This is a genomic window from Eubacteriales bacterium mix99 (assembly GCA_038396605.1).
Lineage (GTDB): Bacteria > Bacillota > Clostridia > Caldicoprobacterales > DTU083 > UBA4874.
The window spans coordinates 1,332,474-1,355,172 of sequence record CP121690.1; the positions used below are offsets into that span (position 1 = coordinate 1,332,474).

A 22,699-nucleotide genomic window follows, 5' to 3' on the forward strand; every position below is an offset into this window, starting at 1 on the left:
AAGAAGGAATTTCAAGAATAATAGCGAATATGCTATAAGAATTCCTACATTAACATTAAGGAGGTTAGTAGAGTGAATAAAGCTGATTTGATCTCTGCTGTTGCCGAAAAGGGCGAATTAACAAAGAAGGATGCTGAGAAGGCTGTCAATGCTTTTGTAATGGTTGTTTCCGATGCTTTGGCAAACAATGAGAGAGTGCAGATGGTTGGGTTCGGTACTTTTGAAGTACGTGAGAGGGCAGAAAGGAAAGGCAGAAATCCTCAGACCAAAGAGGAAATTACCATTCCCGCTTCCAAGGCTCCTGTCTTTAAGGCCGGAAAAGCCTTGAAGGATTCCGTACAATAAAGTCAAGACCGGGAGATTCCCGGTTTTTTTTATTATATGGGAAGAAGAGGGGGGAGAATCCTTTGCGTTTGGACAAATTTCTTAAAATATCCAGGATCATAAAGCGCAGGACTCTGGCCAATGAAGCCTGCAGCCGGGGAAGGGTGCAGGTCAACGGCAAGGTGGCAAAACCTTCCGGTGAAGTACAGGTCGGGGATGTGATCCGGATTCAGTTCGGGGATCAGGTCCGTCAATATGAGGTCCTGCTGGTTGCCAATTCCGTTCCCAGGGGAGATGTGGCCCGGATGGTCCGGGAAATCTGAAATATCGATGGTATTGTCTTCCTCCATCCGGTAATACTATTCACGGATCATGAAGTGGTTCCCCGGAGGCTGTTTCTTTGGAAACAGTTTCCCTGGAATGGATAGAATGGAGGAGTCATATCAATATGGTAAGAAAAAGAAATCGGAGGGCCCGTTTTTTTCTTCTGGTTTTGATGGTTTCTCTCCTGACGGTTTCGTGTACGGCAAAAAGAAGGCCGAAAAGTCCTGCGAATCCCAAAAAGCAAGTACCCAAACAGGCAGAGAAGCAGGTGAAAAAGCCCCGGCTTCCCAGGGCATTCCGTACAGGGGGAAATAAGGAACCCCGCCTTAAGGTTTATATCGTGCAGGATAAAGAGGTTCAGGAAATGCCGTTTGAGGATTATGTGGCCGGAGTGGTGGCCGGAGAAATGAAAAACGACTGGCCGGAGGAAAGCATCAAGGCCCAGGCCATCATTGCCAGAACTTTTGTGCTTCAGTTCATCGATGAAAAAGGCAAATCCAGATATGGGAATGCCCACATATCAACGGATGTGGAAGAAGCCCAGGCATGGAACGCCGAAGAGGTGAACGACCGGGTCCGCAAGGCAGTCCGGGATACCCGGGGACAGGTGATTGTATACGACGGGAAATTTGCCCGCGCCTGGTTTCATTCCAATGCCGGCGGCAGGACAGCCACTCCCATGGAAGGGCTGAACTATGAGGAGAAGGAACCGCCTTATATCCGGGTCGTCGATTCCCCCGATATGGGAGACAAGGTGGAGGCCGATGCGAAGAGCTGGTCTGCAAAGTTTCCAAAGGCCGAAGTTCTTGCCGCGGCGAAGGAAGCCGGAAAGCCCGTTCGGGATTTCAGCAGTATTTCCATCGGGAAAAAAGGGCCTTCCGGAAGAGCAGTGACCATCAAACTGGATCATACGGAGGTATCTGCTCCGGAACTTCGCCGGGCACTGGACCCGACCAAAATGCGTTCCAATCTGCTGGACCGGGTCGCCCTGGAGGACGATCAGGTCGTCATGTCCGGGAAAGGCTTCGGGCACGGGGTTGGAATGTCCCAGTGGGGCGCCCGCACCATGGCGGAGCAGGGCAAATCGGCACAGGATATCATCAATCACTATTTCAGGGATATCGATGTGGTAAAGATGTGGAAGTAAAGCAGGAGAAACGAACAGAATGACAGAAAGCGCAGGGGATCGCATGGGAAACCAACGATCCCTTTTTCCTGCCATCAGCAGTCCGGGTTGGGCGGATACGCATATTGGCGGCACAGCAGGCATATGATCAAGTATGAATTGGTATCATTTGAAAGGGGGAAAGGGAGATGGTACGGGAACTGGATGACAATAAGCTGGTACGGGGTCGCAACCACAGCATACTGATGGAGAACCGGGAAAAGGTCACCATCACCGGTGTGGAGGATGTAGACAGCTTTGATGAGGAAGCGGTTCTGCTGGTAACGGAGCTGGGATATATTACACTGGAGGGCGTGGACCTGCACATCAGTAAGCTGAACCTGGAAGAGGGACAATTGATTGTGGAAGGAGAGATCAACGGCGTGGAGTACAGCGATCATGAAGGAATGGGCGGCGGGGATGGCGGTTTCTTCAAAAAGATGTTCCGGTAAGGGGGATCTCTGAAATGTTTTCGACTTCCAACCAGGCTTATGTTTTTCTGTGCACGGTATATGCGGGCTTTCTGATTGGCTTGATTTATGATTTCTGCCGGATCATCCGGAGCATTGCGAAGCCTGGTGTATGGCTGACAGGGATGATGGATCTGCTGTTCTGGATTCTGATTGGTGTTCTGTCCTTTCTTGTGATCTTCCGCGTGAACGATGGGGAAGTCCGTATTTATACCATAGTTGGCTTCGCGGTTGGCTGGGGTCTGTATGTCCTGACACTGAGCCCCTATATCCGGAAGGCTCTGACCTGGATTTTTTGGGCGCTGGCCAAAGCGATCCGCTGGCTGATTACCATTCTCCTCTGGCCCTTTCGATTTCTGATCCGTATTCTGGGATTTCCTATGCGCGGTGCAAAGCGGATTTTGTCAAAGGGATTTCACAGAATCCGGAAGGGAATGGCAGGATTTTCATTGAAAAAAAGAAGGAAAAGTGAAGAGAGAAAAGAGGAATTTTAGTTTACGTATCGAATTATAATAATAAGGCTGAATCTATTTTATCATCTGGGCGGATGAATATAGCCGGCGCAGACTTTCAAACGAAAGAGGGGAATTCGGATGTCAAAAAAGGGATACCGGCTGAAATTCAAAGCAAAGTTTTTGGTGGCGATTGTGTTCATTGGGTATTTTTCCTCCATTCTTGTTCGTCAGGAGCTGGAAATGAATCGTCAGAAAAAGCGTATCGGTGAACTTCGTCAGGAGGTTTCCCAGGTGAAGCAGGATAACGATTCCCTGAGCCGGCAGGTAAAGCATACCCGATCCGATGAGTATGTGGAGCAGGCGGCACGGGACAAGCTCGGCTGGGTAAAAGAGGGCGAAACCATATTTATAGAAAAAAACAAGAATTGAGGAGGAAGCGCAACATTTATGTCGTTTGAGGTTGGACAAATCGTAGAGGGAACCGTGTCCGGGATTACGAGTTTTGGTGCATTTGTGGAACTTGGCGGAGGCAAAACCGGGATGGTTCATATTTCGGAAATTGCCGATGCTTATGTGAAGGATATTCATGCATATCTGAAGCTTCATGACAAGGTAAGGGTCAAGGTATTGGCCGTGGATGAGAAGGGCAAAATCAGTCTCTCCATCCGTAAGGCAAACGAAGGGAAAAAATCTTCCCGGCCTGCGGATGTGGATTGGAACACGGAACTGCGCAGCGGAAATTCCGGAGGTTCCTTTGAGGATACCTTATCAAAGTTCATGAAGGACAGCGAGGAGCGGCTTTTGGACATTAAGCGCAACCGGGAATCCAAACGCGGCGGCGGTTATTCCCGCAGGAAGGGCTGAGGTACTGTGCTGTTTTTGCTTTCAAAAACGGCACGAAAATCAAAATAATGGTTGACTTTACTGCGGCTTTATAATAAAATATGGGATGTCGTTGCGGAAGTGTGATTTCTTTCAGTCGCATGAGGCAATATCGCGGGGTAGAGCAGTCTGGTAGCTCGTCGGGCTCATAACCCGGAGGTCGTGGGTTCAAATCCCTCCCCCGCAACCATTTGGCGGCGTAGCTCAGGTGGCCAGAGCATTCGGTTCATACCCGAAGTGTCAGCGGTTCAAATCCGTTCGCCGCTACCAGATTTGAAAATGATCCAGCCATTTCCTTCCTTGAAGCGGAAGGAAGGACTGGATATTTTTAAATATCTTTTCAGAATTCGTATACCATTCTTTTAAAAATTATGACACGAAATTTATTCCCATTTTGGCGAGAATGGGAAACGCGCAAGTGGAAAATTCTGTTTTATCCGGTTTTGAATGGGTTTTTGTCGTAAAGTTTTTGAAACAGCCTTCCTTATATTGACAAATAATTTGGACAGGCTTTGCTATAATAACATCACCTCTCCAGGCACAGGCGGAGTGCTGAAAAATTCATTAGGTGGTGTTGACATTGATCCATAAGGATGCGTTCCTCCCGTTGAATCTGTTTGCAAACCAAAGTGCTGTCCGGAAAAAAGCGGCAGTTTTCCCTTTCCGGCTCCTGATGCAGGATATGCTGACCTTCTTTTTCTGTTTTCTGATTGGACGGGCGGTTCTGTTTGATGAGATTGCTCCCTTCGGGACAGCGCTGTTTGCGGTCCTGCTGTATCGGAAGAAGGGGGGGCTCCACGCTTTTGTGGCGGTGACTGCGGGGCTGTTCAGCTTCCGCTTTGGCGGGTTTGCCGTCAAATATGTCATCACAATGTTGCTTTTTGCATCCGGCTGGGCGTTTGCTGATAAAAAGTCCATGAAATGGACGGCTTTCCGGGCAGCGGCTCTTCTTTTTGCCTGCCTGTTCCTGGTCAATGCCATATTCTCTGCCCTCCACGGGTTTCTGCTGTATGAAATCCTCATCGGCCTGCTGGAAAGCATTGTGGGATTTGTTATGGTCTTTATCCTGTCCCAGACGGCGGATGTGCTTTGGGATAAAACGCGCCGGCGAATTCTGTCCAATGAGGAAATGATCTGTATCAGCATCTTTTTTTCCCTGGCTATCATTGGATTCTGGAATATCCATTTGTTTGGACTCTCCCTCCGGAATATCTTCTCCGTATTTCTGATCCTGTTGTCTGCCTATATCGGCGGGGCCGGAGCGGGCGCTGCCATCGGCATCACGGTGGGATTTCTTTTGTCCCTGGCTTCTGCCCCGGATCCGGTCCTGATGGGGAATCTGGCCATATGCGGTCTGCTTGCCGGCACGTTTCGGGATCTGGGACGGCTGGGATCCGGTGTCGCTTTTTTGCTTGCCAATATCCTGATGACATTTTACATCAACCGATCCGCCTTTGTCATACTTCCGTTCTGGGAGATTGCCGGAGCGATTGCCCTTCTCATGATGATCCCCAAAAGCGGGATCCGCTTTCTGCGGAGGTTTGTGGATTATGGCCGGGCAAGGGCCGACGAGCAGCAGTATTACGGAAAAAGGGTGCAGGAGCTCACAGCGGGCAGGCTGGATGAGTTTGCTGGAGTGTTTCATCACCTGTCCAAAGTGTTTGGAAGGATATCCGAACAGAACTCCGCCAAAGGCAGGGAGGAACTGTCCCGGATCTTTGATCAGGTGGCGGATCATGTGTGCAGGGGATGTCCGCTGTACCGCAGCTGCTGGGAGCGGGACTTCTACAATACGTACAGCAATCTGGTTGACCTGGTTGCGGTATGTGAGGAAAAAGGTTCTGTCGGGGAAAGCGACTTTCCTCCGGCGATGCTCCGAAAATGTCTGAACAGCGGCGAACTGACAGAAGAACTGAATGTTGTATACCATGCCTATCGTTCCAATCTGAACTGGCAGCAAAGGATCTTTGACTGCCGCCGGCTGGTTGCGGAGCAGCTCGACGGAGTCAGCCAGGTGGTAAAGCAGCTTGCGGCGGAACTGGATATGGATGTGCGTTTCCGGAACAATATAGAAGAAGCCCTCCGTCTGGAGCTGGATAAAAGCGGAATCTACGCAAAGGAAGTCCTTGTGCTGGAGAAGTCCGGAGGGGCAACGGAGATCAGCATTGTAAAGCCGGCCTGCCAGGGCGGGCGGGAATGCAGGAGACATGTGGAAGGAATTGTAAGTCGAGTGATGGGGAAACCGATGAGCTGTCTTTCCCCGGAATGTATCCGGGCCGGGAAGGAGGATTGTACCCTAAATCTGGTGGAGACCCGCCGGTTTGAGGTGGTTACCGGCATTGCCCGGAAGCCGAGACAGGACATCCTGACCTCCGGAGACAGTTATTCCTTCGCGCCGGTGAAAGACGGAAAATATCTGCTGGCTCTGAGCGACGGCATGGGCTCCGGAGCCAGGGCGGCGGAGGAAAGCAGTGCCGTGGTTTCTCTTTTGGAAAATTTTCTGGAGGCGGGTTTTGATCAGAACATCACGGTAAAGACCATTAATTCCATCCTTATGCTTCGTTCCCAGGAGGAAATGTTCGCAACGGCGGATGTGTGCATTATGGATCTGGTGGGCGGTACGGCCGACTTTATCAAAATCGGCGGTGTTCCCAGCTTCCTGCGCAGGGGAAACAAGGTGGAAATCATCCGCCAGGATGCCCTGCCCATTGGAATTCTGGAGGAGGTACAGCTGGAGAACATCTCTGCTCCTATTCAGGATGAGGACCGGATTGTCATGGTGACTGACGGCATTCTGGACGCTTTTGCCGTCATGGGAGATGGAGAACGGGCCCTGGCTGATTTCATTGCCACCCTGAATACGATCAATCCACAGGAAATCGCAGATTCGGTGATGGAAGAGGCTTTGCTGCAGAAAGATGGAGTGGCAAAGGACGATATGACCGTATTGGTGGGCCGGATCTGGACGCCGTGCTGAAAGGAGGTCTGCTGCAGGGAGGTCCGGCAGGAAATCCGGTGTGCCCAAAAAAGCGGAGGCAAAGAGAACCCATTCTGCCTCTGCTTTTTTATGCATTATGGCAAAAATGTTGCCGGTTATGCAAAAAGCCGTGCAAAACAGGGAACGGCCTTGAAAATAAAAGGGAAAAAGGCTACAATAACAACAAACAACGAGGAGGCAGGGTGCATTCCATGCTGGTGGAAAAGGTAAGAAAATACATGGAGGACCGGGGTATGCTTTCCAGGGGGGACCGTGTTGTGGTCGGTCTGTCCGGGGGGCCGGATTCGGTGGCACTTCTCCATATTCTGAGGGAATTACAGGAGTCTATGGAGATTCGGCTGTTTGCCGCTCATGTCAACCATTGCCTCCGAGGCGGGGCATCGGATGAAGACGCTGCATTTGCGGAAAGGCTGTGCAGGGAGTGGGACATTCCTTTTTTTCAGAAAAGGGCGGATATCGGCGCCCTTTCGGCAAGGTTTCATCGCTCGGAGGAAGAGACCGGAAGGCTGGTTCGGTATGACTTTTTCCGCCAGGTCCGGAAGCAGGTGAACGGAAACCGGATTGCGACGGCTCATCACCGGAACGACCAGGCGGAAACCATTCTGCATCATATCATCCGGGGGGCGGGGATGCAGGGGCTGTCCGGCATCGCACCGGTATCGGAGGGCGTTCTCATCCGTCCGCTGCTGGATGTCACCCGGGAGGAGATCCGGGACTACCTGCGGGAAAACAAACTGTCCTGCCGGGTGGACGCCACCAATGCGGATTCCTACCATACCAGAAACCGGATCCGGAACGGACTGATTCCCTACCTGGAGCGGGACTTCAATCCGGATATTGTGGGCAGCCTGGCCCGGATGGGAGAGATCGTCCGGGAAGAGAACGATTTTATGGCGGAGTACTGCGGCAGGGTATACCGGGAGTGCTCTTCCCGGGAGCAGGGAGCTGTGGATCTGGACCTGGAGCAGCTGCTTTCCTTTCACAGCGCAGTGCAGAAGCGTCTGATCCAAACGGCGATCCTGGAGGTGCGGGGAAGCCCGGACGGAGTGGGATCCGTTCATATTCTGGCGGCAGCACGACTGGCCTTACAGTCCCGGACAGGATCTGTGACCAGGATCCCGAGTGTCTGCGGGCCTCCTTTTCATCCGGAAGTTATCGTGGAAAAGGGATATGGAGTCCTTCGTTTCCGAAAGTCGGGACAGGAGAACACTCCCGCTTTTTTTGATGTTCCCCTGCCGGTACCGGGGACGGTGTTTTTAAAGGAATTGGGCATCCTGGTGACGGCGGAAGAAACAGATGTGAAAAGGGGTTTTGCTTTTTCCCCGGAGTGTATCTATATGGATGAGAGCGCAGTAAAAGGCAGTCTGCGGATCCGGCTGCGCCGGAACGGGGATCGGTTTCGTCCCCTTGGTCTGAACGGGACCAAAAAGCTGAAAGATTTTTTTATGGACCGAAAGATACCCAGGGAAGAAAGAGACCGCATTCCGCTGCTGATTGACAGGGAAGATGGAAAAGATCATATTATCTGGGTGGTCGGTCTGCAGATGAGCGGGGATTACCGGATTACCGAATCATCCGGAAGAATCCTGCGGATCGGTATGAAATACAAAAATTTGGAAAAACATATGGAGGGTAATCAATGTCGGAGAATGTGGAAAGAATACTGATAGATGAGGAAACACTGCAAAAGCGGGTCCGGGAGATGGGCAGGCAGCTCACGGAAGACTACCGGGGCAAGGACCTGGTCATTATCGCCATTCTCAAGGGAGCGGTGGTCTTTACCTCAGATCTGATCAAGGAAATCAAACTGCCTCTGTCCATTGACTTTATGGCAGTTTCCAGCTACGGCGTTTCCACCAAATCTTCCGGTGTCGTACGGATTCTGAAGGACCTGGAGGAGGAGATTGAAGGCAGGGATGTTCTGATTGTGGAGGATATTGTGGATACCGGACTGACCCTTCACTATCTTGTGGAAAACCTGTGGTCCAGGGGACCGAAGTCGCTGAAAATCTGCTGCTGCCTGGATAAGCCCACCCGGCGTACCGCACCGGTAAAGGTGGATTATGTGGGGTTTGACATTCCGGATGAGTTTGTCATCGGATACGGGCTGGATTACGCGGAACGGTACCGGAATCTTCCCTATATCGGGATTCTCTCCAAAGACGCTTTAAAGAAATAACAGGAAGGAACAGAGATAATATTCTGACATTTTAAAACGCTTTTCGTTGCTTTTGCCGGGCGGATATGCTAAAATTATAAAATGCAGTAAAATTTGATTTATTGGAAGGGAGGGCTGGGGTTGAGGAAATTTTTAAGAGGCCCGGGCTTTTATCTGATTCTATTGATTGTGATTATACTCGTTGTTGCAATGTCCGACATCGGAGGGTCGCAGGAACGATTGTCATATCCGGAGCTGCTGCAGGGGATCAAGGACGGGAAGATCTCCCACCTGATGACCAACGAACGTATGGTGGTGGGCCTGCGCAAGGGATCATCCATTCCTGTGGAGAGCTTTCCGGATAAATATGATTTTGAATCCTATATTCCGAACAGCAGTATTTTTGACAGGGATGTACGCCTGATTGAGGCGGAAAAGCTGAAGACGAATCCGGAGGATATCACCTCCGATCAATTCAGCTTCAAATGGGATCCGCAGGCGGTTCCCGAGGCGCCATGGTGGCTGAGTCTTTTGCCTTTTGTCATCATGATTGGTGTGTTTGTTATTTTCTGGTTTGTTTTCATGCAGCAGGCCCAGGGCGGCGGCAACAAGGTGATGACGTTCGGCAAGAGCCGTGCTAGGGTCCATCAGGATGAAAAGCACCATATCACATTTGAAAATGTTGCCGGTGCAGATGAGGAAAAGGACGAGCTGCGGGAGATTGTTGAATTTTTGAAGAATCCCAGGAAGTTTATCGAGCTGGGAGCCAGGATTCCCAAGGGTGTTCTGCTGGTCGGCCCTCCCGGGACCGGAAAGACACTGCTGGCCAAGGCGGTGTCCGGGGAAGCCGGAGTTCCGTTCTTCAGCATCAGCGGCTCCGATTTTGTGGAGATGTTTGTCGGTGTCGGGGCTTCCAGGGTCCGGGACCTGTTTGAGCAGGCAAAGAGAAGCGCACCCTGCATCATATTCATTGATGAAATTGATGCCGTGGGACGTCACAGAGGCGCAGGACTGGGCGGCGGCCACGATGAAAGGGAGCAGACGCTGAATCAGCTGCTGGTGGAGATGGACGGATTTGCTGTCAACGAGGGGATCATTATTCTGGCAGCTACCAACCGTCCGGATATTCTGGATCCGGCTCTGCTTCGGCCAGGACGTTTCGATCGCAGGGTTGTGGTCGGAGTGCCGGATGTCAAGGGCAGGGAAGAGATCATAAAGGTTCATTCTAAAGGCAAGCCACTGGGTCCCGAAGTGGATCTGAAGGTGCTGGCACAGCGTACACCGGGATTTACCGGAGCGGATATTGAGAACATGATGAACGAGGCGGCCATTCTTGCTGCACGGAGAAGCAAAAAGGAAATCGGAATGAATGAGATCGAAGAGGCCATCACCCGTGTCATTGCCGGACCGGAGAAGAAAAGCCGGATCTTTACCGAAAAGGACAAACGACTGGTTGCCTACCATGAAGCAGGGCATGCCGTTGTGGCAAGACTGCTTCCCAATGCGGATCCGGTGCATCAGGTGTCCATTGTGCCCAGAGGACAGGCAGGCGGCTATACGCTGACCCTGCCGAAGGAAGACAGGAACTTTGTTTCCCGTGACGAACTGGAGACGGAGATCACCAAGCTGCTGGGCGGCCGGGTGGCGGAACATCTGGTATTGAAGGATATCAGTACAGGCGCTTCCAACGATCTTCAGAGAGCCAGCCAGATTGCCAGAAAGATGGTTACGGAATATGGCATGAGCGACAGTCTGGGACCCATTACGTACGGTTCCGATCAGGATGAGATCTTTATCGGAAGGGATCTGGGGCATACCCGCATGTACAGTGAAGAGGTGGCATGCCGCATTGATGAAGAAGTCAAGAAGATCATTGGGGATGCTTACAACAAGGCGGAAAAGCTATTGAAGGACAACATTGACCGGCTGCACCGGGTGGCCGCAGCTCTTTTGGAGAAGGAAAAGCTGGAGTCCGATGAGTTTGAAGCGGCTTTCGCAGCCGGCTAAATTAAGAAAGAACAATAAAGAAGCAGCAGAGGATGGCATGCAGGATTGCCATCCTTTGTTTTTATGCTGAGGGGGAAGATAAATTTGAGTAGAATACTGCATATGGAGCCGCGTCCGCGGAAAAAGGGCAGCTATCTGCTGACGCTGGATGACGGGAGAATCATTCCGGTTCATGAGGAAGTCATTGTAAAATATAAGCTGAGATCCGACATGGAGGTGGAAGACGGTTCGTTGCAGCAGTGGATTCTGGAGGCGGATACCAAAATGGCTTACGATCAGTCCCTGCATTATCTTCAATACCGGGCCAGAAGCCGAAAGCAGATGTGTGACTATCTGGTCCGAAAGGGATTCGGGAAAGAAGTCATTGAGGCAGCAGCGGACAAGCTGGAAGGATATCATTTTCTGGACGATGCGGATTATGCCGCCCGTTATATCCGGGATAAAAAATCCGGAAAACCCATGGGCAGACGGCGCATGACCCAGGAACTGAAAAGTAAGGGGATATCGGAAGAAATTGCGCAGACCGCCGTGGAAGGGTATCCGGAGGAGGAAGAGCGGGAACAGGCGCTCCGGTTGGGGAAAACCTGTGCCAAAAGGTACCGCGACCTTCCTGCGGAGGAATTCCGCATCAAGGTCGGACGGACCCTGCAGCGCAGGGGCTTTGACTGGGACACCGTGCGGCATGTGCTGCGCTGCCTGCAGGAGGAGGAAGAAAGACAGGACAGAAGTTAATTGAACTATTTTTGAAAACCTCTTGGCCTTGAATACCGCAGACCTGACCGAAATATCGGTTATGAATGAGAGGGAATCCATGGCAGCTACAGCATGTCTTTTTTTGGCATGTTTTGTAATCATCCCTGATTGACAAGAACAGTATGATAGATTATTATAATATTTGTTTACAGGGTAGACATCAGGGGATGGGCATCTGCGTATACAGGGCGGGGGAGATTATGAAGCGTATGAATCGACTAAGATGGCGTAAGCACTGTTTAAGGCGGAATATTCTGCTCCTTTGCGGGGCAGGCATCCTCGTGATTCTGTGTGTTTTCATTGGATTCCGGCCGGGAGTCATTCCGTCCGTCCGGGTAGAGGCGGGCGAAAAGCTGGAGGAGAGTCAGTTTTTACGAAACGGAAACCGGAAGTGCAGGTTTTTGACGGATATCCAGGCTCTGGACACCAGCGCTCCGGGTAATTATTCCATACGGATCCAAATCGGGGAAAAGATACATACCTCCCAACTGAAGGTAATGGACACTGTGGCGCCGAAAGTAACGGTAAGAGATCAATGGGCGCTTCTTGGCGAAACATTGGATCCGAAGTCGTTTATTGAAAAGATTCACGATGCCACTGCGACTTCGGTTCAGTTCAAAGGCACGCCGGATACTTCCCGCCCGGGAGAGCAGGATGTGACACTGGTTGTGGAGGACAGGGGAAAGAACCGGGCGGAAAGAAGAGCAACGCTTACTGTGCTGGATGTTCAGGGCAAGGTAACCCGGGAGGCCGGGACGTCGCTGGATGTAACCATAGATAATTTTCTTCCGGGAGACACGGATTATGAAGCTTTCCTGGTCTCGGATCTCTCTGCCGTGAACACGGGCAAGCCGGGACTCTATTCGGTGCAGCTGAATATTGATGGAAAAGTTCTCACCGGAAACATTGAAATCGTGGATACGACTCCTCCGACAGCGGATGCCGCTGCGGGAACGGTGTGGCTTGGGGATCAGCCGGAGGCAAAGACATTTGTGAAAAATATCCGGGATGTCACCGGGGTGACCGCCCGTTTCAAAGAGGATTATGATTTTACAGAAGAGGGAAAGAAGAAAGCTGTTGTCGTACTCACGGACACTTCGGGAAATGAAAGTGAGGTTCCCGTATCGATTCGGGTGAGGAAGGATACCGAGCCGCCGGTGATTTCAGGGGCGTATGACCGGCAGGTCGCAATGGGTGAAACCATATCCTATAAAAAGAACATTGAAGTGACGGATAACCGGGATACGGATCTGACCTTTGAAGTGGACAACAGCAAGGTCAACCTGAAGCAGGAAGGCACCTATCCGGTGATCTATTCCGCACAGGATGCGGCGGGCAATCGGGCCAGCCGGAAGATCACCGTAACGGTAAAACAGGCGGCTGTTTCTCAGGAGCAGGTCAATGAGCTGTGTGATTCGATTCTGGCAAAGATCACAAAGGAAACGATGCCGAAGAAGGAAAAAGCCCATGCCATTTATGAGTGGTCCAGGGGAAACATCAGCTATACCGGTGATTCAGATAAATCAGACTGGCTGGCGGAGGCCTATCGGGGTATGACCAGAAAGCAGGGCGACTGCTTCACTTATTTTTCCGTCTCCAAAGCCATGCTGACCAGAGTGGGGATTGAGAATATGGACATTACCCGGGTCGGTGGCAAAACACGGCATTACTGGAGTCTGATCAGCTGCGGCGACGGATGGTATCATTTTGATTCCTGCCCGAATAAAGACCATAAAGAGACGTTTATGATGACAGACCAGGAAGTGGAGAAGTTTACCAGACTCCGTGGCAATCATTATTATACCTATGATAAAACCAGGTATCCCCGGACGCCGGCAAAGTGACGGGGGATCTCCTGGAAAAGAGCAGGATTATGGGGGGGGAACGGATATGAAGCGGCTGGGAGTAATCGGAGGCCTTGGGCCCGCTGCATCGGCCTATTTTTATGAGCTTGTCATCCGGATGACGCAGGCAGAGACAGATCAGGAGCATTTGGATATGATTCTTTTCAGCCGTCCTTCCATACCGGACCGGACGGATTATATCCTGGGAAAAAGCAGGGAAAACCCGGCAGGCCCCATGGTCGAGGCGGGAAAGCAGCTGGCGGGCCTGAACGTGGATTATATCGCCATTCCCTGCATAACGGCCCATTATTTTTATGAGGAACTGGAAAAGGAGATCAGGGTCCCGATTGTTCATGCGGTCCGGGAGACTGCCTGGTATTGCAGGAATCACGGGATCCTCCGGGCAGGTCTTCTGGCAACGGACGGAACTATCCAAAGCAATTTGTTCCAGAAGGAGATGGAGGATTGCGGGATCCAGGTCCTCCTGCCGGATCCGGAGCATCAGGGCATGGTAATGGATCTCATCTATAAAGATGTAAAGGCCGGTCAGCCGGTCGAATGGGATAAGTTCCGGTCGGTATCGGGGCAGCTTCGCCGGCAGGGGGCAGAGGTGATGATTCTTGGCTGTTCGGAGCTGTCCCTGCTGAAGCGGAATTGCGAAATCGGTGCGGGCTGTCTGGATACCATGGAGGTATTGGCCATGCGCTCCATTCAGCTGTGTGGAGCAAGACTGAAAAAGGAATATGAGGCGGGGCTTGTCCGGGTGTCATCGGATCCTTATGTCCGATAGATGACACAGCCGGAAGACAATATGTCAGACAAGGAAAGGCAGAAGCAATGCAAAAAAATGTGATGGAATATCTGGAGCAGACTGTCCGTCGTGTTCCGGATAAAACGGCTTATGCAAATGAAACATATGGGATCACGTTTCGACAGGTCTATGACCAGTCCCGTTCCGTTGGATCCTTTCTTCACCGGGAAGGCTATGCCGGGGAACCCATTGTGGTGTTCATGGAACGGCATCCGAAAGCCATTGTTGCGTTTTACGGGGTGGTGTATGCGGGTTGCTATTATGTTCCCATTGATGAGGAGATGCCAAGGCAGAGGATTGAGCTGATCTTTCAGAATCTGAAACCCCGGGCGGTTCTCTGCGATGAAAAAACAGAAAAGAGCATAGAGAGCTTTCCGTTTCACGGGAAAATCTATTCGTTTGAGAAACTGATCCGGGAACCGGCGGATCAGCAGGCGCTGAAAGGAATCCGGGACCGGCAGATTGATATGGATCCTGTCTATATCGTATTTACCTCCGGTTCCACCGGGGTGCCCAAGGGCGTGGTGGCGTGCCACCGGGCAGTGATCGATTATATTGACAATCTGTCCGGGATTCTCCGGGTAAGCGAAGATACGGTGTTCGGCAATCAGACCCCGCTTTATGTGGATGCCTGCCTGAAGGAGCTGTACCCTACCCTGAAGTTCGGTGCTACGGCGTATCTGATCCCAAAGAACCTTTTTCTCTTTCCGCTGAAACTGGTGAAGTTCTTAAACGACCACCGGATCAATACCATATGCTGGGTGGTGTCTGCCCTGACCATGATTTCGGCTTTCGGAGCGCTGGAAAAGGAAGTTCCCCGGTTTCTGCATACCGTTGCCTTTGGAAGTGAGGTGTTTCCCATCCGGCAGTTTCAGATCTGGAAGGAACATCTGCCAAAGGCGCGCTTCCTGAATCTGTATGGCCCCACCGAAGCCACGGGAATGTCCTGCTACTATGAAGTGGACCGTGATTTTTCTCCGGAGGAGACCATTCCCATCGGGCAGCCGTTTCCGAACACGGAGATTCTGCTGCTGGATGAGCACAATCAAATACCGGAATGCGGCAGGGAAGGGGAAATCTGCATCCGGGGCACCGCCCTGGCGCTGGGGTATTACGGGAGCTTTGAGAAAACGGAACAGTCGTTTGTGCAGAATCCCCTGAACCGGGTATACCCGGAGCGGATCTACCGCACCGGGGACATCGGGAAATACAACGGGCGGGGAGAGCTGGTGTTTGTCTCCAGGAAGGACAGTCAGATCAAGCATATGGGGCATCGCATCGAGCTGGGGGAGATTGAGCTGGCTGCCGCCAATATGGAAGAGATCCGGAGTGCCTGTGTTGTTTTTGATCAGGAAAGAAAGAAAATTGTTCTCTGCTACGTGGGAGAGGCGACAACGGCACAGGTAGCGCAGTATTTGAAGGGAAAGCTTCCGCGGTATATGATCCCGAGCCGGATCCGGCCCCTGGAAAGCATGCCTCTGACACCCAACGGGAAAATCGACCGGGTCCTGCTGAAGGAAAAATATGCGACTTCCCGGAAATAAGGAGGAAATCTTCCTTTACAGAAAAGAATGTGTTCTGTATACTGTATTTAAGTAAATTAAATTTTTACATTGTTCCATTTACTTTTATTTTATATATTACTTTCAGGGGGAAAGGTTGAGGAAGAACTATGGATACCATTATGGAGATTTTGAAGGATTTGCATCCGGATGTGGACTTTGAGGCATGTGATACCCTGGTGGACGATCATATCCTGGATTCTTTTGATATTGTGTCCATCGTGGCGGATATCAACGATGAATTTGATGTGTCCATTCCGGTGGAGGAGATCATTCCGGAGAATTTCAATTCGGCGAAGGCCTTAAACGCATTGGTGGAGCGTTTGATGGAGGAAGAATAACAGAAAAGGGCAAGGGTGATTATGCTTTTTACATCGTACCGGTTTATTGCGTTTCTTCTGGTGCTGTTCTTCGTGTATTATCTGATACCGAAGCATTTTCAGTGGAAGCTGCTGCTTGTGGCCAGCTATCTGTTCTATGCCTTTGCAGGCCCGAAGTATCTCATTTATATCCTGGCGACTACGCTGTCCACTTATTGTGCCAGTCTGCGGATTGACCGCATTCAGTCAGTCCAGGCAGGCTATCTGAAGGAAAACAAAGGAAAATTGGACCGAAAGGAACGCAAGGCCTATAAGGCACAAATGAAAAAAAAGCAGAGGCAATGGATGATTCCCTGCATGGTATTCAATTTTGGCATACTTGCGGTGTTGAAATATGCAGACTTTACCATTGGAAATCTCAACGGGCTGTTGCGCGTGTTTCATGTTGCGGAGCTGCCCCTTCCGGGTTTTCTGCTTCCGCTGGGGATTTCCTTTTATACGTTTCAGACCATGGGCTATCTGATTGATGTGTACCGGGGGAAATATCCCTGTGAGAGGAATATTGGGAAGCTTGCCCTGTTTATCTCTTTTTTCCCGCAGCTTATCCAGGGCCCCATCAGCCGTTTTGACGATCTGAAGGAGACGATGTTCTCGGAGCATCCCCTGGATCTGCGAAATGTCAGCTTCGGCCTGGAACGGATCCTGTGGGGATACTTCAAAAAGCTGGTTGTTGCGGACAAACTGCTGGTGGCGGTGAATGCCATCGTAAAAAACCCGGGCCAGTATGAGGGGGCCTATGTACTGGCAGGGATGTTTTTTTATGCCATTACCCTGTATGCTGATTTTACCGGCGGCATTGACGTGGCCATCGGTGTGGGGCAGGTGCTGGGCATCCGGATCCAGGAAAACTTCATCCGGCCGTATTTTTCCAGGTCCATCGCCGAATACTGGCGCAGATGGCATATCTCCTTGGGAGCCTGGTTCCGGGAATATCTGTTTTATCCCATATCGGTCAGCAGGCCTGTGCTGGATTCATCCCGCAGGTGCAAAAAGCGCGGACAGGGCTGGCTGAGCCGGCGACTGCCGATTTATGTCTCTTCCGTTATCGTATGGTTCGTCACAGGGATCTGGCATGGTGCCGCCTGGAATTTTATCGTATGGGGCTTGCTGAATTGTCTGGTGATTCTGATCTCGGAGGAATGCAAGCCGCTGTATGAGAAATTCCATAAACGTTTTTCAGTAAAGGATACGTTCTGGTACCGGCTGTTTGAAGTGGCGCGCACCTTCTGGCTGATGAGTTTTCTGCGGACCCTGGACTGCTATCGGGATGTTGGTACAACGTTTCGGATGGTGGGAACGATTTTCATGGAATGGAACATCGGGGAGCTGTTTCGCGGCGGTCTGATGCAGCTGGGCCTGTCCGTGGCGGATTATGGGGTTCTGGCTGTCGCGGTCCTGCTGCTTCTGGCGGTGAGCCTGACGGGCCGCACCGGGAGTGTCCGGGAGAAGCTGGCGGCAAGGCCCGTGGCATTTCGCTATGCAGCCTGCTTTGCCATGTTTACGGCAATATTGATCTTTGGTGCTTACGGGGCCGGTTATGATGCAAGCCAGTTTATCTATAGTCAGTTCTAGGTCAAAATGGGGTCCGGATAAAATGGCATTTGGGAAGGTTTGAGTCAATCCATGAAAAAAGTCATGAAAAAGAGGATACTGTTTTATACAGGAGCCATTGCGGCATCGGTGCTGATTCTGACATTTCTGCAGGCACTCCTGATGCCGAAATACATGACCTCCATACCGGAAGGGAATCTGGTGGAGGAATACTACCGCGACACAAAGAATCATGATGCAATCTTTGTCGGGGACTGTGAGGTGTTTTCCAATGTGTCCCCCGTGAAGCTGTGGGAGGATTACGGGATCACCAGCTATATCCGGGGAAGCGCGCAGCAGCTGCCCTGGCAGAGTTATTACCTCCTGGAGGAAACCCTGAAATATGAAAAGCCCAGGGTGGTCGTGTTCAATGTGCTTGCCATGAAATACAATGAGCCGCAGAAGGAAGCCTATAACCGCCTGACCCTGGACGGAATGCGGCTGTCCCCGACAAAGATCCGGGCAGTGAACGCATCCATGACGGAAGGGGAATCGCTGATGACCTATCTTTTTCCGCTCCTGAGGTATCATTCCAGATGGAGCGAGTTGACGTCCGAGGATATTAATTATGTGTTTCACAGGGATAAATTGTCGCATAACGGCTATCTCATGCGGGTGGATGTGAAGCCGGCAGGTCAGATTCCCAAAGCAAAAAAGCTGGGAGACTATCGTTTCGGAAAAAACGCGTACGATTATCTGGACCGGATGACGAAGCTCTGCAGGGAAAACGGCATTGAGCTGCTTTTGATCAAATCCCCCAGCATCTATCCCTACTGGTACGGGGAATGGGATCAGCAGGTGGTGGATTATGCAGGGAAAAACGGCCTGACCTATATCAACTTCCTGCCGGAGGCGGAGGACATGGGAATTGATTATGAAAAGGATACCTTCGACGGCGGTCTTCATTTGAATTTATCCGGAGCGGAAAAATTCACGGATCGGCTGGGTGAAGTCCTGCATGAGGAATATGGTTTGAAGGATCACAGGAACAATAAACGCCTGTGTGATCTCTGGCAGGAAAAGATTGATTTTTACGATGCCATGCGGGAGGATCAGGAACAGGAGCTGCGAAAATATGGTTACTTGAAAAGCTACAGCACCTTTGAGGAAAAGGGCAGTGCGGAATGAGACTGCAAGGGCAGGAATCAGGCAGAAGGGAGATGACAGGATGAAAAAATGGATGATTATCGGAATGGTGCTTTTACTGTTTGCAGGCTGTGCACAGACCGGGGAATCGAAAAAGGGAAATGGGGGGCTGCCTGCTGATACCAATGCAAGCAGCGAGGTCCATAAAGACGATGAGCCGCAGAAATCCTCCCCGGAAGGTTATTCCTATGAATATAACGGCATAAAAATACCGATGAATGTGGATGCCGCTCCGATTGTGAAAAAGCTGGGAAAGCCGGCGAATTATTTTGAAGCGGCAAGTTGTGCCTTTCAGGGCTTGGACAAAGTCTATACCTACAGCAATTTTGAGATTGGCACCTACCCAAAAGGGGACAAGGATTTCATTTCCACTGTTACGTTTCTGGATGACACCGTGGAAACGGATCAGGGAATCTGCGTGGGCTCCACCCTGGATGAGGTAAAGGATGCCTATGGTAAAGATTTTACCAATAAGGGCACGTCTTATGAATATCGCAAGGGAGACACAAAGCTGACCTTTATCATAGAAGAGAACGCTGTGGCGCAGATAACCTATGGAGCTGTCGTGGAAGGGCTGGAAAATTGATTCCGGCTCTTTTTTTAAGCTTCTTTTCCGGGATCATAGGAGCTTCCCTTCTACCGAAGTGAGGCAGCTTGCTCGCCAGAGGTGGTTGGCAAATATGTAAATGCTATCAATAATAAGGACTGGGGATCTTTTGTTCTTTCTTATTGCCTGAGAGGCGAAAAGATTATGTCGGCTTCCCAAAACAATACCAAATAAAAAATCGTACCGGCATCCTGTCTGTAGATTCAATTCGAGATTGGTACAGTTTTGGCGGAGTGTTAAGTCGGTAGGGCACTCAATATATTGCAGCAACTTATCCAAAATATGATGTTTATACCATTTTAAGTTATTACAATAGCTTTTCTGATAAAAGTAGCGGATATATTCAACTAGGATCTTATTAGCATTATAAAATTACTATCTCGACTTTGCGTATAGATATAGACTATGAACCTTGAAAATTCAATTGTACCAAAAATCTAACATTTATTTACCGCTATGCGGGTGAACGACAAATTACCAAGACAGGTAGAAACCTTGTTTTGGATAACACCGACAGGAACAGAAACCTGGTGGCCTATTTCTATATATATAGTTTGTGTATAATAGAAAAAGAAAATGATATATGGAGGGTATGGAATGGAAAATGTAAAGCTCAGGGATTTTCTGGATTACAGATTTTTATCAGGGATCGAATTTTCTTCGGATGGGAAGTATGCGGCATTTGTGGTTCACAGCATGGATTATGAGGACAATACATATCTGTCCAACATCTGGATCATGAACTGTTCCACTTCGGAATGCAAAAAACTTACCGGCATGGGCAAAGAGCAGTCGTTTCTGTGGCTTGACAGGGATACTTTGCTGTTTCCGTCCTTAAGGGATGAAAAAATAAAGAAAAAAACAGAAGAAGGGGAAAACTGGACGGTCTACTATGCCATTAACATACATGGAGGCGAAGCATCCGAGTATATGAGAATTCCCAGGAAGGTCAGCGGGCTCAAAAAGCTGACGGACGGGAAGTTTCTTATGACTGCCGAATACGACCACTGTGGAATCGATCTTTCCTCCTGTCATGGCACGGAAAGGCAAAAAGCCCTTGAAAGGTTAGAGGAAAACAAGGATTATGAGGTATTGGATGAGATCCCTTTCTGGTCCAACGGCAAAGGCTTTACAAACAAAAAAAGAAACCGGCTGTATTTGTTTGACAGGGAGACAGAGGAAATTGTTCCGATTTCGGGTCCGTACGAAAATGTCTCCATAACAGGTGTCAGGGATGGGAAGGCTCTCTGTGTGTCCCAGGATTACCGGGACAAAATGGAGCTTACCGACATGCTGTATCTCTATGATTCCCATTCCGGAAAAGCAGCCCGCTTACTGGAGGAAGACGACCTTTCCATCGAATTTGCGGAATTCGTAGGCAACGAAATTGTTTTTGCCGCATCGCCCATGGATTCCTACGGCCTCAATCAAAATGCGGACTTTTATAAGGTAAAGTCCGGGAATGCGGAACTTTTGTGCCGTCACGATTTTGGAATGGGAAATTCCGTAGGTACCGACTGCTGTTTTGGAGGCGGAGCAGGTCACAGAGTATGGAAGGATTGTCTGTACTTTATCTCCACGGAGGACAGAAGCTCATTCATTAAAAAGCTTTCCCTGGATGGGAAGATAGAGAAGCTGACGGAAGACAACGGCTCTGTGGACTGTTTTGACATATGCAACGGAAACATAATGTTCATAGGACTGCGCGGAACGAAGCTTCAGGAAATATATGCCTGTCAAAATGGAATCGAAATTCAAAAAACGGATTTCAATGAAAAAACAGTGCAAAACAAAATCGTCATCCGGCCGGAAAGGCTGGAGCTTGAAAATGACGGCGTACCTCTGGAAGGCTTTGTCCTGAAGCCTGCCAATTACGATGAAAGCAAGCGCTACCCCGGGATTCTTGATATACACGGCGGGCCGAAGACGGTATATGGTGAAATCTTTTATCATGAAATGCAGTTTTGGGCAAACGAAGGCTATTTTGTGTTCTTCTGCAATCCGAGAGGCAGCGACGGAAGAGGGGATGAATTTGCCGATATAAGGGGCAAATACGGTACCATCGACTATCAGGACCTGATGAAGTTCACCGATCTGGTACTCGAAAAATATCCTCAGATTGATAGATGCCGTATTGGGGTTACAGGCGGCTCTTACGGAGGGTTCATGACCAATTGGATTATCGGCCACACCGACCGGTTCCGATGCGCGGTATCCCAAAGAAGCATTTCCAACTGGATATCAAAATTCGGAACAACCGATATCGGATATTATTTCAATGCGGATCAAATTCAGTCAACTCCATGGGACAATGTGGAGAAAATGTGGTTTCACTCTCCTGTGAAGTATGCCAATCAGGCGGTTACCCCAACCTTGTTCATTCATTCGAATGAAGACTACCGCTGCTGGCTTGCAGAGGGCCTGCAGATGTTTACCGCGCTGAAATATCACGGTGTTGATGCGAGGCTCTGCATGTTCCGGGGGGAAAATCACGAACTCAGCAGAAGCGGCAAACCGCGTCACAGGGTGAGGCGGCTGGAAGAAATGACAAACTGGTTTGAAAAATATCTGAAGGACTGACGACTTCAAATGGCATTTTGTGAATAGAAAAAGTGGGGATAAAAAAGTTTGCATTTTTCCTGATTTGGGGTATAATATAGTAAAGGTCAAAGATAGTCAAACATAGGGAGAGGATAAGGATGAATGGAAAAGGAAGGGACAGGGAAGTGATACGATGGCAAGGCTCAGCGATGTGATAGAGGACTTCATCAAAGCGCTTCTCAGTGACAGCGAAGGATCGCTGGAGCTGCAGCGCAATGAGTTGGCCAGCTATTTTGAGTGCGCGCCATCTCAGATCAATTATGTCCTGGCTACCAGATTTTCCGCAAATCAGGGATACTATATCGAGAGTCGAAGGGGCGGCGGCGGATATATCCGCATTGTGCGGCTGGATATAGACAAGGACGGCTATTTGCTGCACCTGCTGAAAAAAGGAATCGGTTCCAGTCTTTCCGAGCAGAGTGCGATGCAGATCATTCAGAGGATGGTCAATCAGGAGTATATCTCCGAAAAGGCTGCTTTTCTGATGAAATCAGCTGTCACAAACAAGGCAATTGCCATACCGTCCACGATTAAGGACAGCATCCGGGCCAGTATCCTGAAATCCATGATCACAGCTGTTATGGCATTCGATGAGAAAAATGTGTGAATGGGCTATTGGATT

General features: G+C 50.2%; 21 protein-coding genes and 2 tRNA genes. All 23 read left to right on the plus strand.

Annotated elements, in window-relative coordinates:
* The first annotated feature begins 72 nt into the window (after positions 1–72).
* The 23 genes from QBE55_05710 to QBE55_05820 all read left to right on the plus strand — a co-directional run bounded on the left by QBE55_05710 (position 73) and on the right by QBE55_05820 (position 22,684).
* Positions 73–345 (plus strand): HU family DNA-binding protein, encoded by a 273-nt coding sequence (locus QBE55_05710; protein WZL79628.1) that lies wholly within the window; start codon positions 73–75, stop codon positions 343–345.
* Positions 346–407: 62 nt separating this feature from the next.
* Positions 408–647, plus strand: coding sequence for an RNA-binding S4 domain-containing protein (locus QBE55_05715; GenBank protein ID WZL79629.1), 240 nt, complete (start codon positions 408–410; stop codon positions 645–647).
* 125 nt (positions 648–772) lie between these two features.
* Positions 773–1,795 carry a SpoIID/LytB domain-containing protein gene (locus QBE55_05720; GenBank protein ID WZL79630.1) on the plus strand — a complete coding sequence of 341 codons (1,023 nt, stop codon included), beginning with the start codon at positions 773–775 and terminating at the stop codon, positions 1,793–1,795.
* A 167-nt stretch (positions 1,796–1,962) separates the two neighbouring features.
* A complete protein-coding gene (yabP, locus tag QBE55_05725) occupies positions 1,963–2,265 on the plus strand; it encodes a sporulation protein YabP (protein ID WZL79631.1) in 303 nt (100 codons plus the stop codon).
* Positions 2,266–2,279: 14 nt separating this feature from the next.
* A complete protein-coding gene (locus QBE55_05730) occupies positions 2,280–2,777 on the plus strand; it encodes a spore cortex biosynthesis protein YabQ (GenBank protein ID WZL79632.1) in 498 nt (165 codons plus the stop codon).
* A 99-nt stretch (positions 2,778–2,876) separates the two neighbouring features.
* Entirely contained in the window at positions 2,877–3,167 is a 291-nt protein-coding gene (locus QBE55_05735; GenBank protein WZL79633.1) for a septum formation initiator family protein, read from the plus strand.
* A gap of 18 nt (positions 3,168–3,185) precedes the next feature.
* Positions 3,186–3,602, plus strand: coding sequence for a S1 domain-containing RNA-binding protein (locus tag QBE55_05740; protein WZL79634.1), 417 nt, complete (start codon positions 3,186–3,188; stop codon positions 3,600–3,602).
* 131 nt (positions 3,603–3,733) lie between these two features.
* A tRNA-Met gene (locus QBE55_05745) sits at positions 3,734–3,810 on the plus strand.
* Between the two features lie 3 nt (positions 3,811–3,813).
* Positions 3,814–3,890 (plus strand) — tRNA-Met (locus tag QBE55_05750).
* A gap of 310 nt (positions 3,891–4,200) precedes the next feature.
* Positions 4,201–6,597: a stage II sporulation protein E gene (gene spoIIE / locus QBE55_05755; GenBank protein ID WZL79635.1), complete on the plus strand. Its 2,397-nt coding sequence runs from the start codon at positions 4,201–4,203 to the stop codon at positions 6,595–6,597.
* 212 nt (positions 6,598–6,809) lie between these two features.
* On the plus strand, positions 6,810–8,285 hold the full coding sequence (tilS, locus tag QBE55_05760; protein ID WZL79636.1) for a tRNA lysidine(34) synthetase TilS: 1,476 nt from the start codon (positions 6,810–6,812) through the stop codon (positions 8,283–8,285).
* The gene (gene hpt / locus QBE55_05765) at positions 8,258–8,797 is read left to right on the plus strand and encodes a hypoxanthine phosphoribosyltransferase (GenBank protein ID WZL79637.1); all 540 of its coding nucleotides are present in this window, start codon (positions 8,258–8,260) and stop codon (positions 8,795–8,797) included. The genes tilS and hpt overlap by 28 nt, the downstream gene beginning before the upstream one ends.
* A gap of 120 nt (positions 8,798–8,917) precedes the next feature.
* On the plus strand, positions 8,918–10,783 hold the full coding sequence (ftsH, locus tag QBE55_05770; protein WZL79638.1) for an ATP-dependent zinc metalloprotease FtsH: 1,866 nt from the start codon (positions 8,918–8,920) through the stop codon (positions 10,781–10,783).
* 84 nt (positions 10,784–10,867) lie between these two features.
* Positions 10,868–11,515, plus strand: a complete 648-nt coding sequence (locus QBE55_05775; protein ID WZL79639.1) for a RecX family transcriptional regulator — start codon at positions 10,868–10,870, stop codon at positions 11,513–11,515.
* Between the two features lie 230 nt (positions 11,516–11,745).
* Positions 11,746–13,380, plus strand: coding sequence for a Rib/alpha-like domain-containing protein (locus tag QBE55_05780; protein WZL79640.1), 1,635 nt, complete (start codon positions 11,746–11,748; stop codon positions 13,378–13,380).
* A gap of 46 nt (positions 13,381–13,426) precedes the next feature.
* Entirely contained in the window at positions 13,427–14,170 is a 744-nt protein-coding gene (locus QBE55_05785) for an amino acid racemase (GenBank protein ID WZL79641.1), read from the plus strand.
* A 47-nt stretch (positions 14,171–14,217) separates the two neighbouring features.
* Entirely contained in the window at positions 14,218–15,735 is a 1,518-nt protein-coding gene (locus QBE55_05790; GenBank protein ID WZL79642.1) for an amino acid adenylation domain-containing protein, read from the plus strand.
* 128 nt (positions 15,736–15,863) lie between these two features.
* Positions 15,864–16,094, plus strand: coding sequence for an acyl carrier protein (locus QBE55_05795; GenBank protein ID WZL79643.1), 231 nt, complete (start codon positions 15,864–15,866; stop codon positions 16,092–16,094).
* Between the two features lie 21 nt (positions 16,095–16,115).
* The gene (locus QBE55_05800; GenBank protein ID WZL79644.1) at positions 16,116–17,705 is read left to right on the plus strand and encodes an MBOAT family O-acyltransferase; all 1,590 of its coding nucleotides are present in this window, start codon (positions 16,116–16,118) and stop codon (positions 17,703–17,705) included.
* Between the two features lie 51 nt (positions 17,706–17,756).
* On the plus strand, positions 17,757–18,851 hold the full coding sequence (locus QBE55_05805) for an SGNH/GDSL hydrolase family protein (GenBank protein WZL79645.1): 1,095 nt from the start codon (positions 17,757–17,759) through the stop codon (positions 18,849–18,851).
* Between the two features lie 40 nt (positions 18,852–18,891).
* The gene (locus QBE55_05810) at positions 18,892–19,455 is read left to right on the plus strand and encodes a hypothetical protein (protein ID WZL79646.1); all 564 of its coding nucleotides are present in this window, start codon (positions 18,892–18,894) and stop codon (positions 19,453–19,455) included.
* Positions 19,456–20,073: 618 nt separating this feature from the next.
* Positions 20,074–22,056, plus strand: coding sequence for a S9 family peptidase (locus QBE55_05815; GenBank protein ID WZL79647.1), 1,983 nt, complete (start codon positions 20,074–20,076; stop codon positions 22,054–22,056).
* A gap of 154 nt (positions 22,057–22,210) precedes the next feature.
* Positions 22,211–22,684, plus strand: a complete 474-nt coding sequence (locus tag QBE55_05820) for a CtsR family transcriptional regulator (GenBank protein WZL79648.1) — start codon at positions 22,211–22,213, stop codon at positions 22,682–22,684.
* Positions 22,685–22,699: the final 15 nt, after the last annotated feature.

Bases quoted from the DNA above. Each gene is read 5' to 3' on its own strand.
- QBE55_05720 (WZL79630.1), top strand. From the start codon at position 773: ATGGTAAGAAAAAGAAATCGGAGGGCCCGTTTTTTTCTTCTGGTTTTG.
- yabP (WZL79631.1), top strand. From the start codon at position 1,963: ATGGTACGGGAACTGGATGACAATAAGCTGGTACGGGGTCGCAACCAC.
- QBE55_05730 (WZL79632.1), top strand. From the start codon at position 2,280: ATGTTTTCGACTTCCAACCAGGCTTATGTTTTTCTGTGCACGGTATAT.
- QBE55_05735 (WZL79633.1), top strand. From the start codon at position 2,877: ATGTCAAAAAAGGGATACCGGCTGAAATTCAAAGCAAAGTTTTTGGTG.
- QBE55_05740 (WZL79634.1), top strand. From the start codon at position 3,186: ATGTCGTTTGAGGTTGGACAAATCGTAGAGGGAACCGTGTCCGGGATT.
- tilS (WZL79636.1), top strand. From the start codon at position 6,810: ATGCTGGTGGAAAAGGTAAGAAAATACATGGAGGACCGGGGTATGCTT.
- hpt (WZL79637.1), top strand. From the start codon at position 8,258: ATGTCGGAGAATGTGGAAAGAATACTGATAGATGAGGAAACACTGCAA.
- QBE55_05780 (WZL79640.1), top strand. From the start codon at position 11,746: ATGAATCGACTAAGATGGCGTAAGCACTGTTTAAGGCGGAATATTCTG.
- QBE55_05785 (WZL79641.1), top strand. From the start codon at position 13,427: ATGAAGCGGCTGGGAGTAATCGGAGGCCTTGGGCCCGCTGCATCGGCC.
- QBE55_05790 (WZL79642.1), top strand. From the start codon at position 14,218: ATGCAAAAAAATGTGATGGAATATCTGGAGCAGACTGTCCGTCGTGTT.
- QBE55_05795 (WZL79643.1), top strand. From the start codon at position 15,864: ATGGATACCATTATGGAGATTTTGAAGGATTTGCATCCGGATGTGGAC.
- QBE55_05800 (WZL79644.1), top strand. From the start codon at position 16,116: ATGCTTTTTACATCGTACCGGTTTATTGCGTTTCTTCTGGTGCTGTTC.
- QBE55_05805 (WZL79645.1), top strand. From the start codon at position 17,757: ATGAAAAAAGTCATGAAAAAGAGGATACTGTTTTATACAGGAGCCATT.
- QBE55_05810 (WZL79646.1), top strand. From the start codon at position 18,892: ATGAAAAAATGGATGATTATCGGAATGGTGCTTTTACTGTTTGCAGGC.
- QBE55_05815 (WZL79647.1), top strand. From the start codon at position 20,074: ATGGAAAATGTAAAGCTCAGGGATTTTCTGGATTACAGATTTTTATCA.
- QBE55_05820 (WZL79648.1), top strand. From the start codon at position 22,211: ATGGCAAGGCTCAGCGATGTGATAGAGGACTTCATCAAAGCGCTTCTC.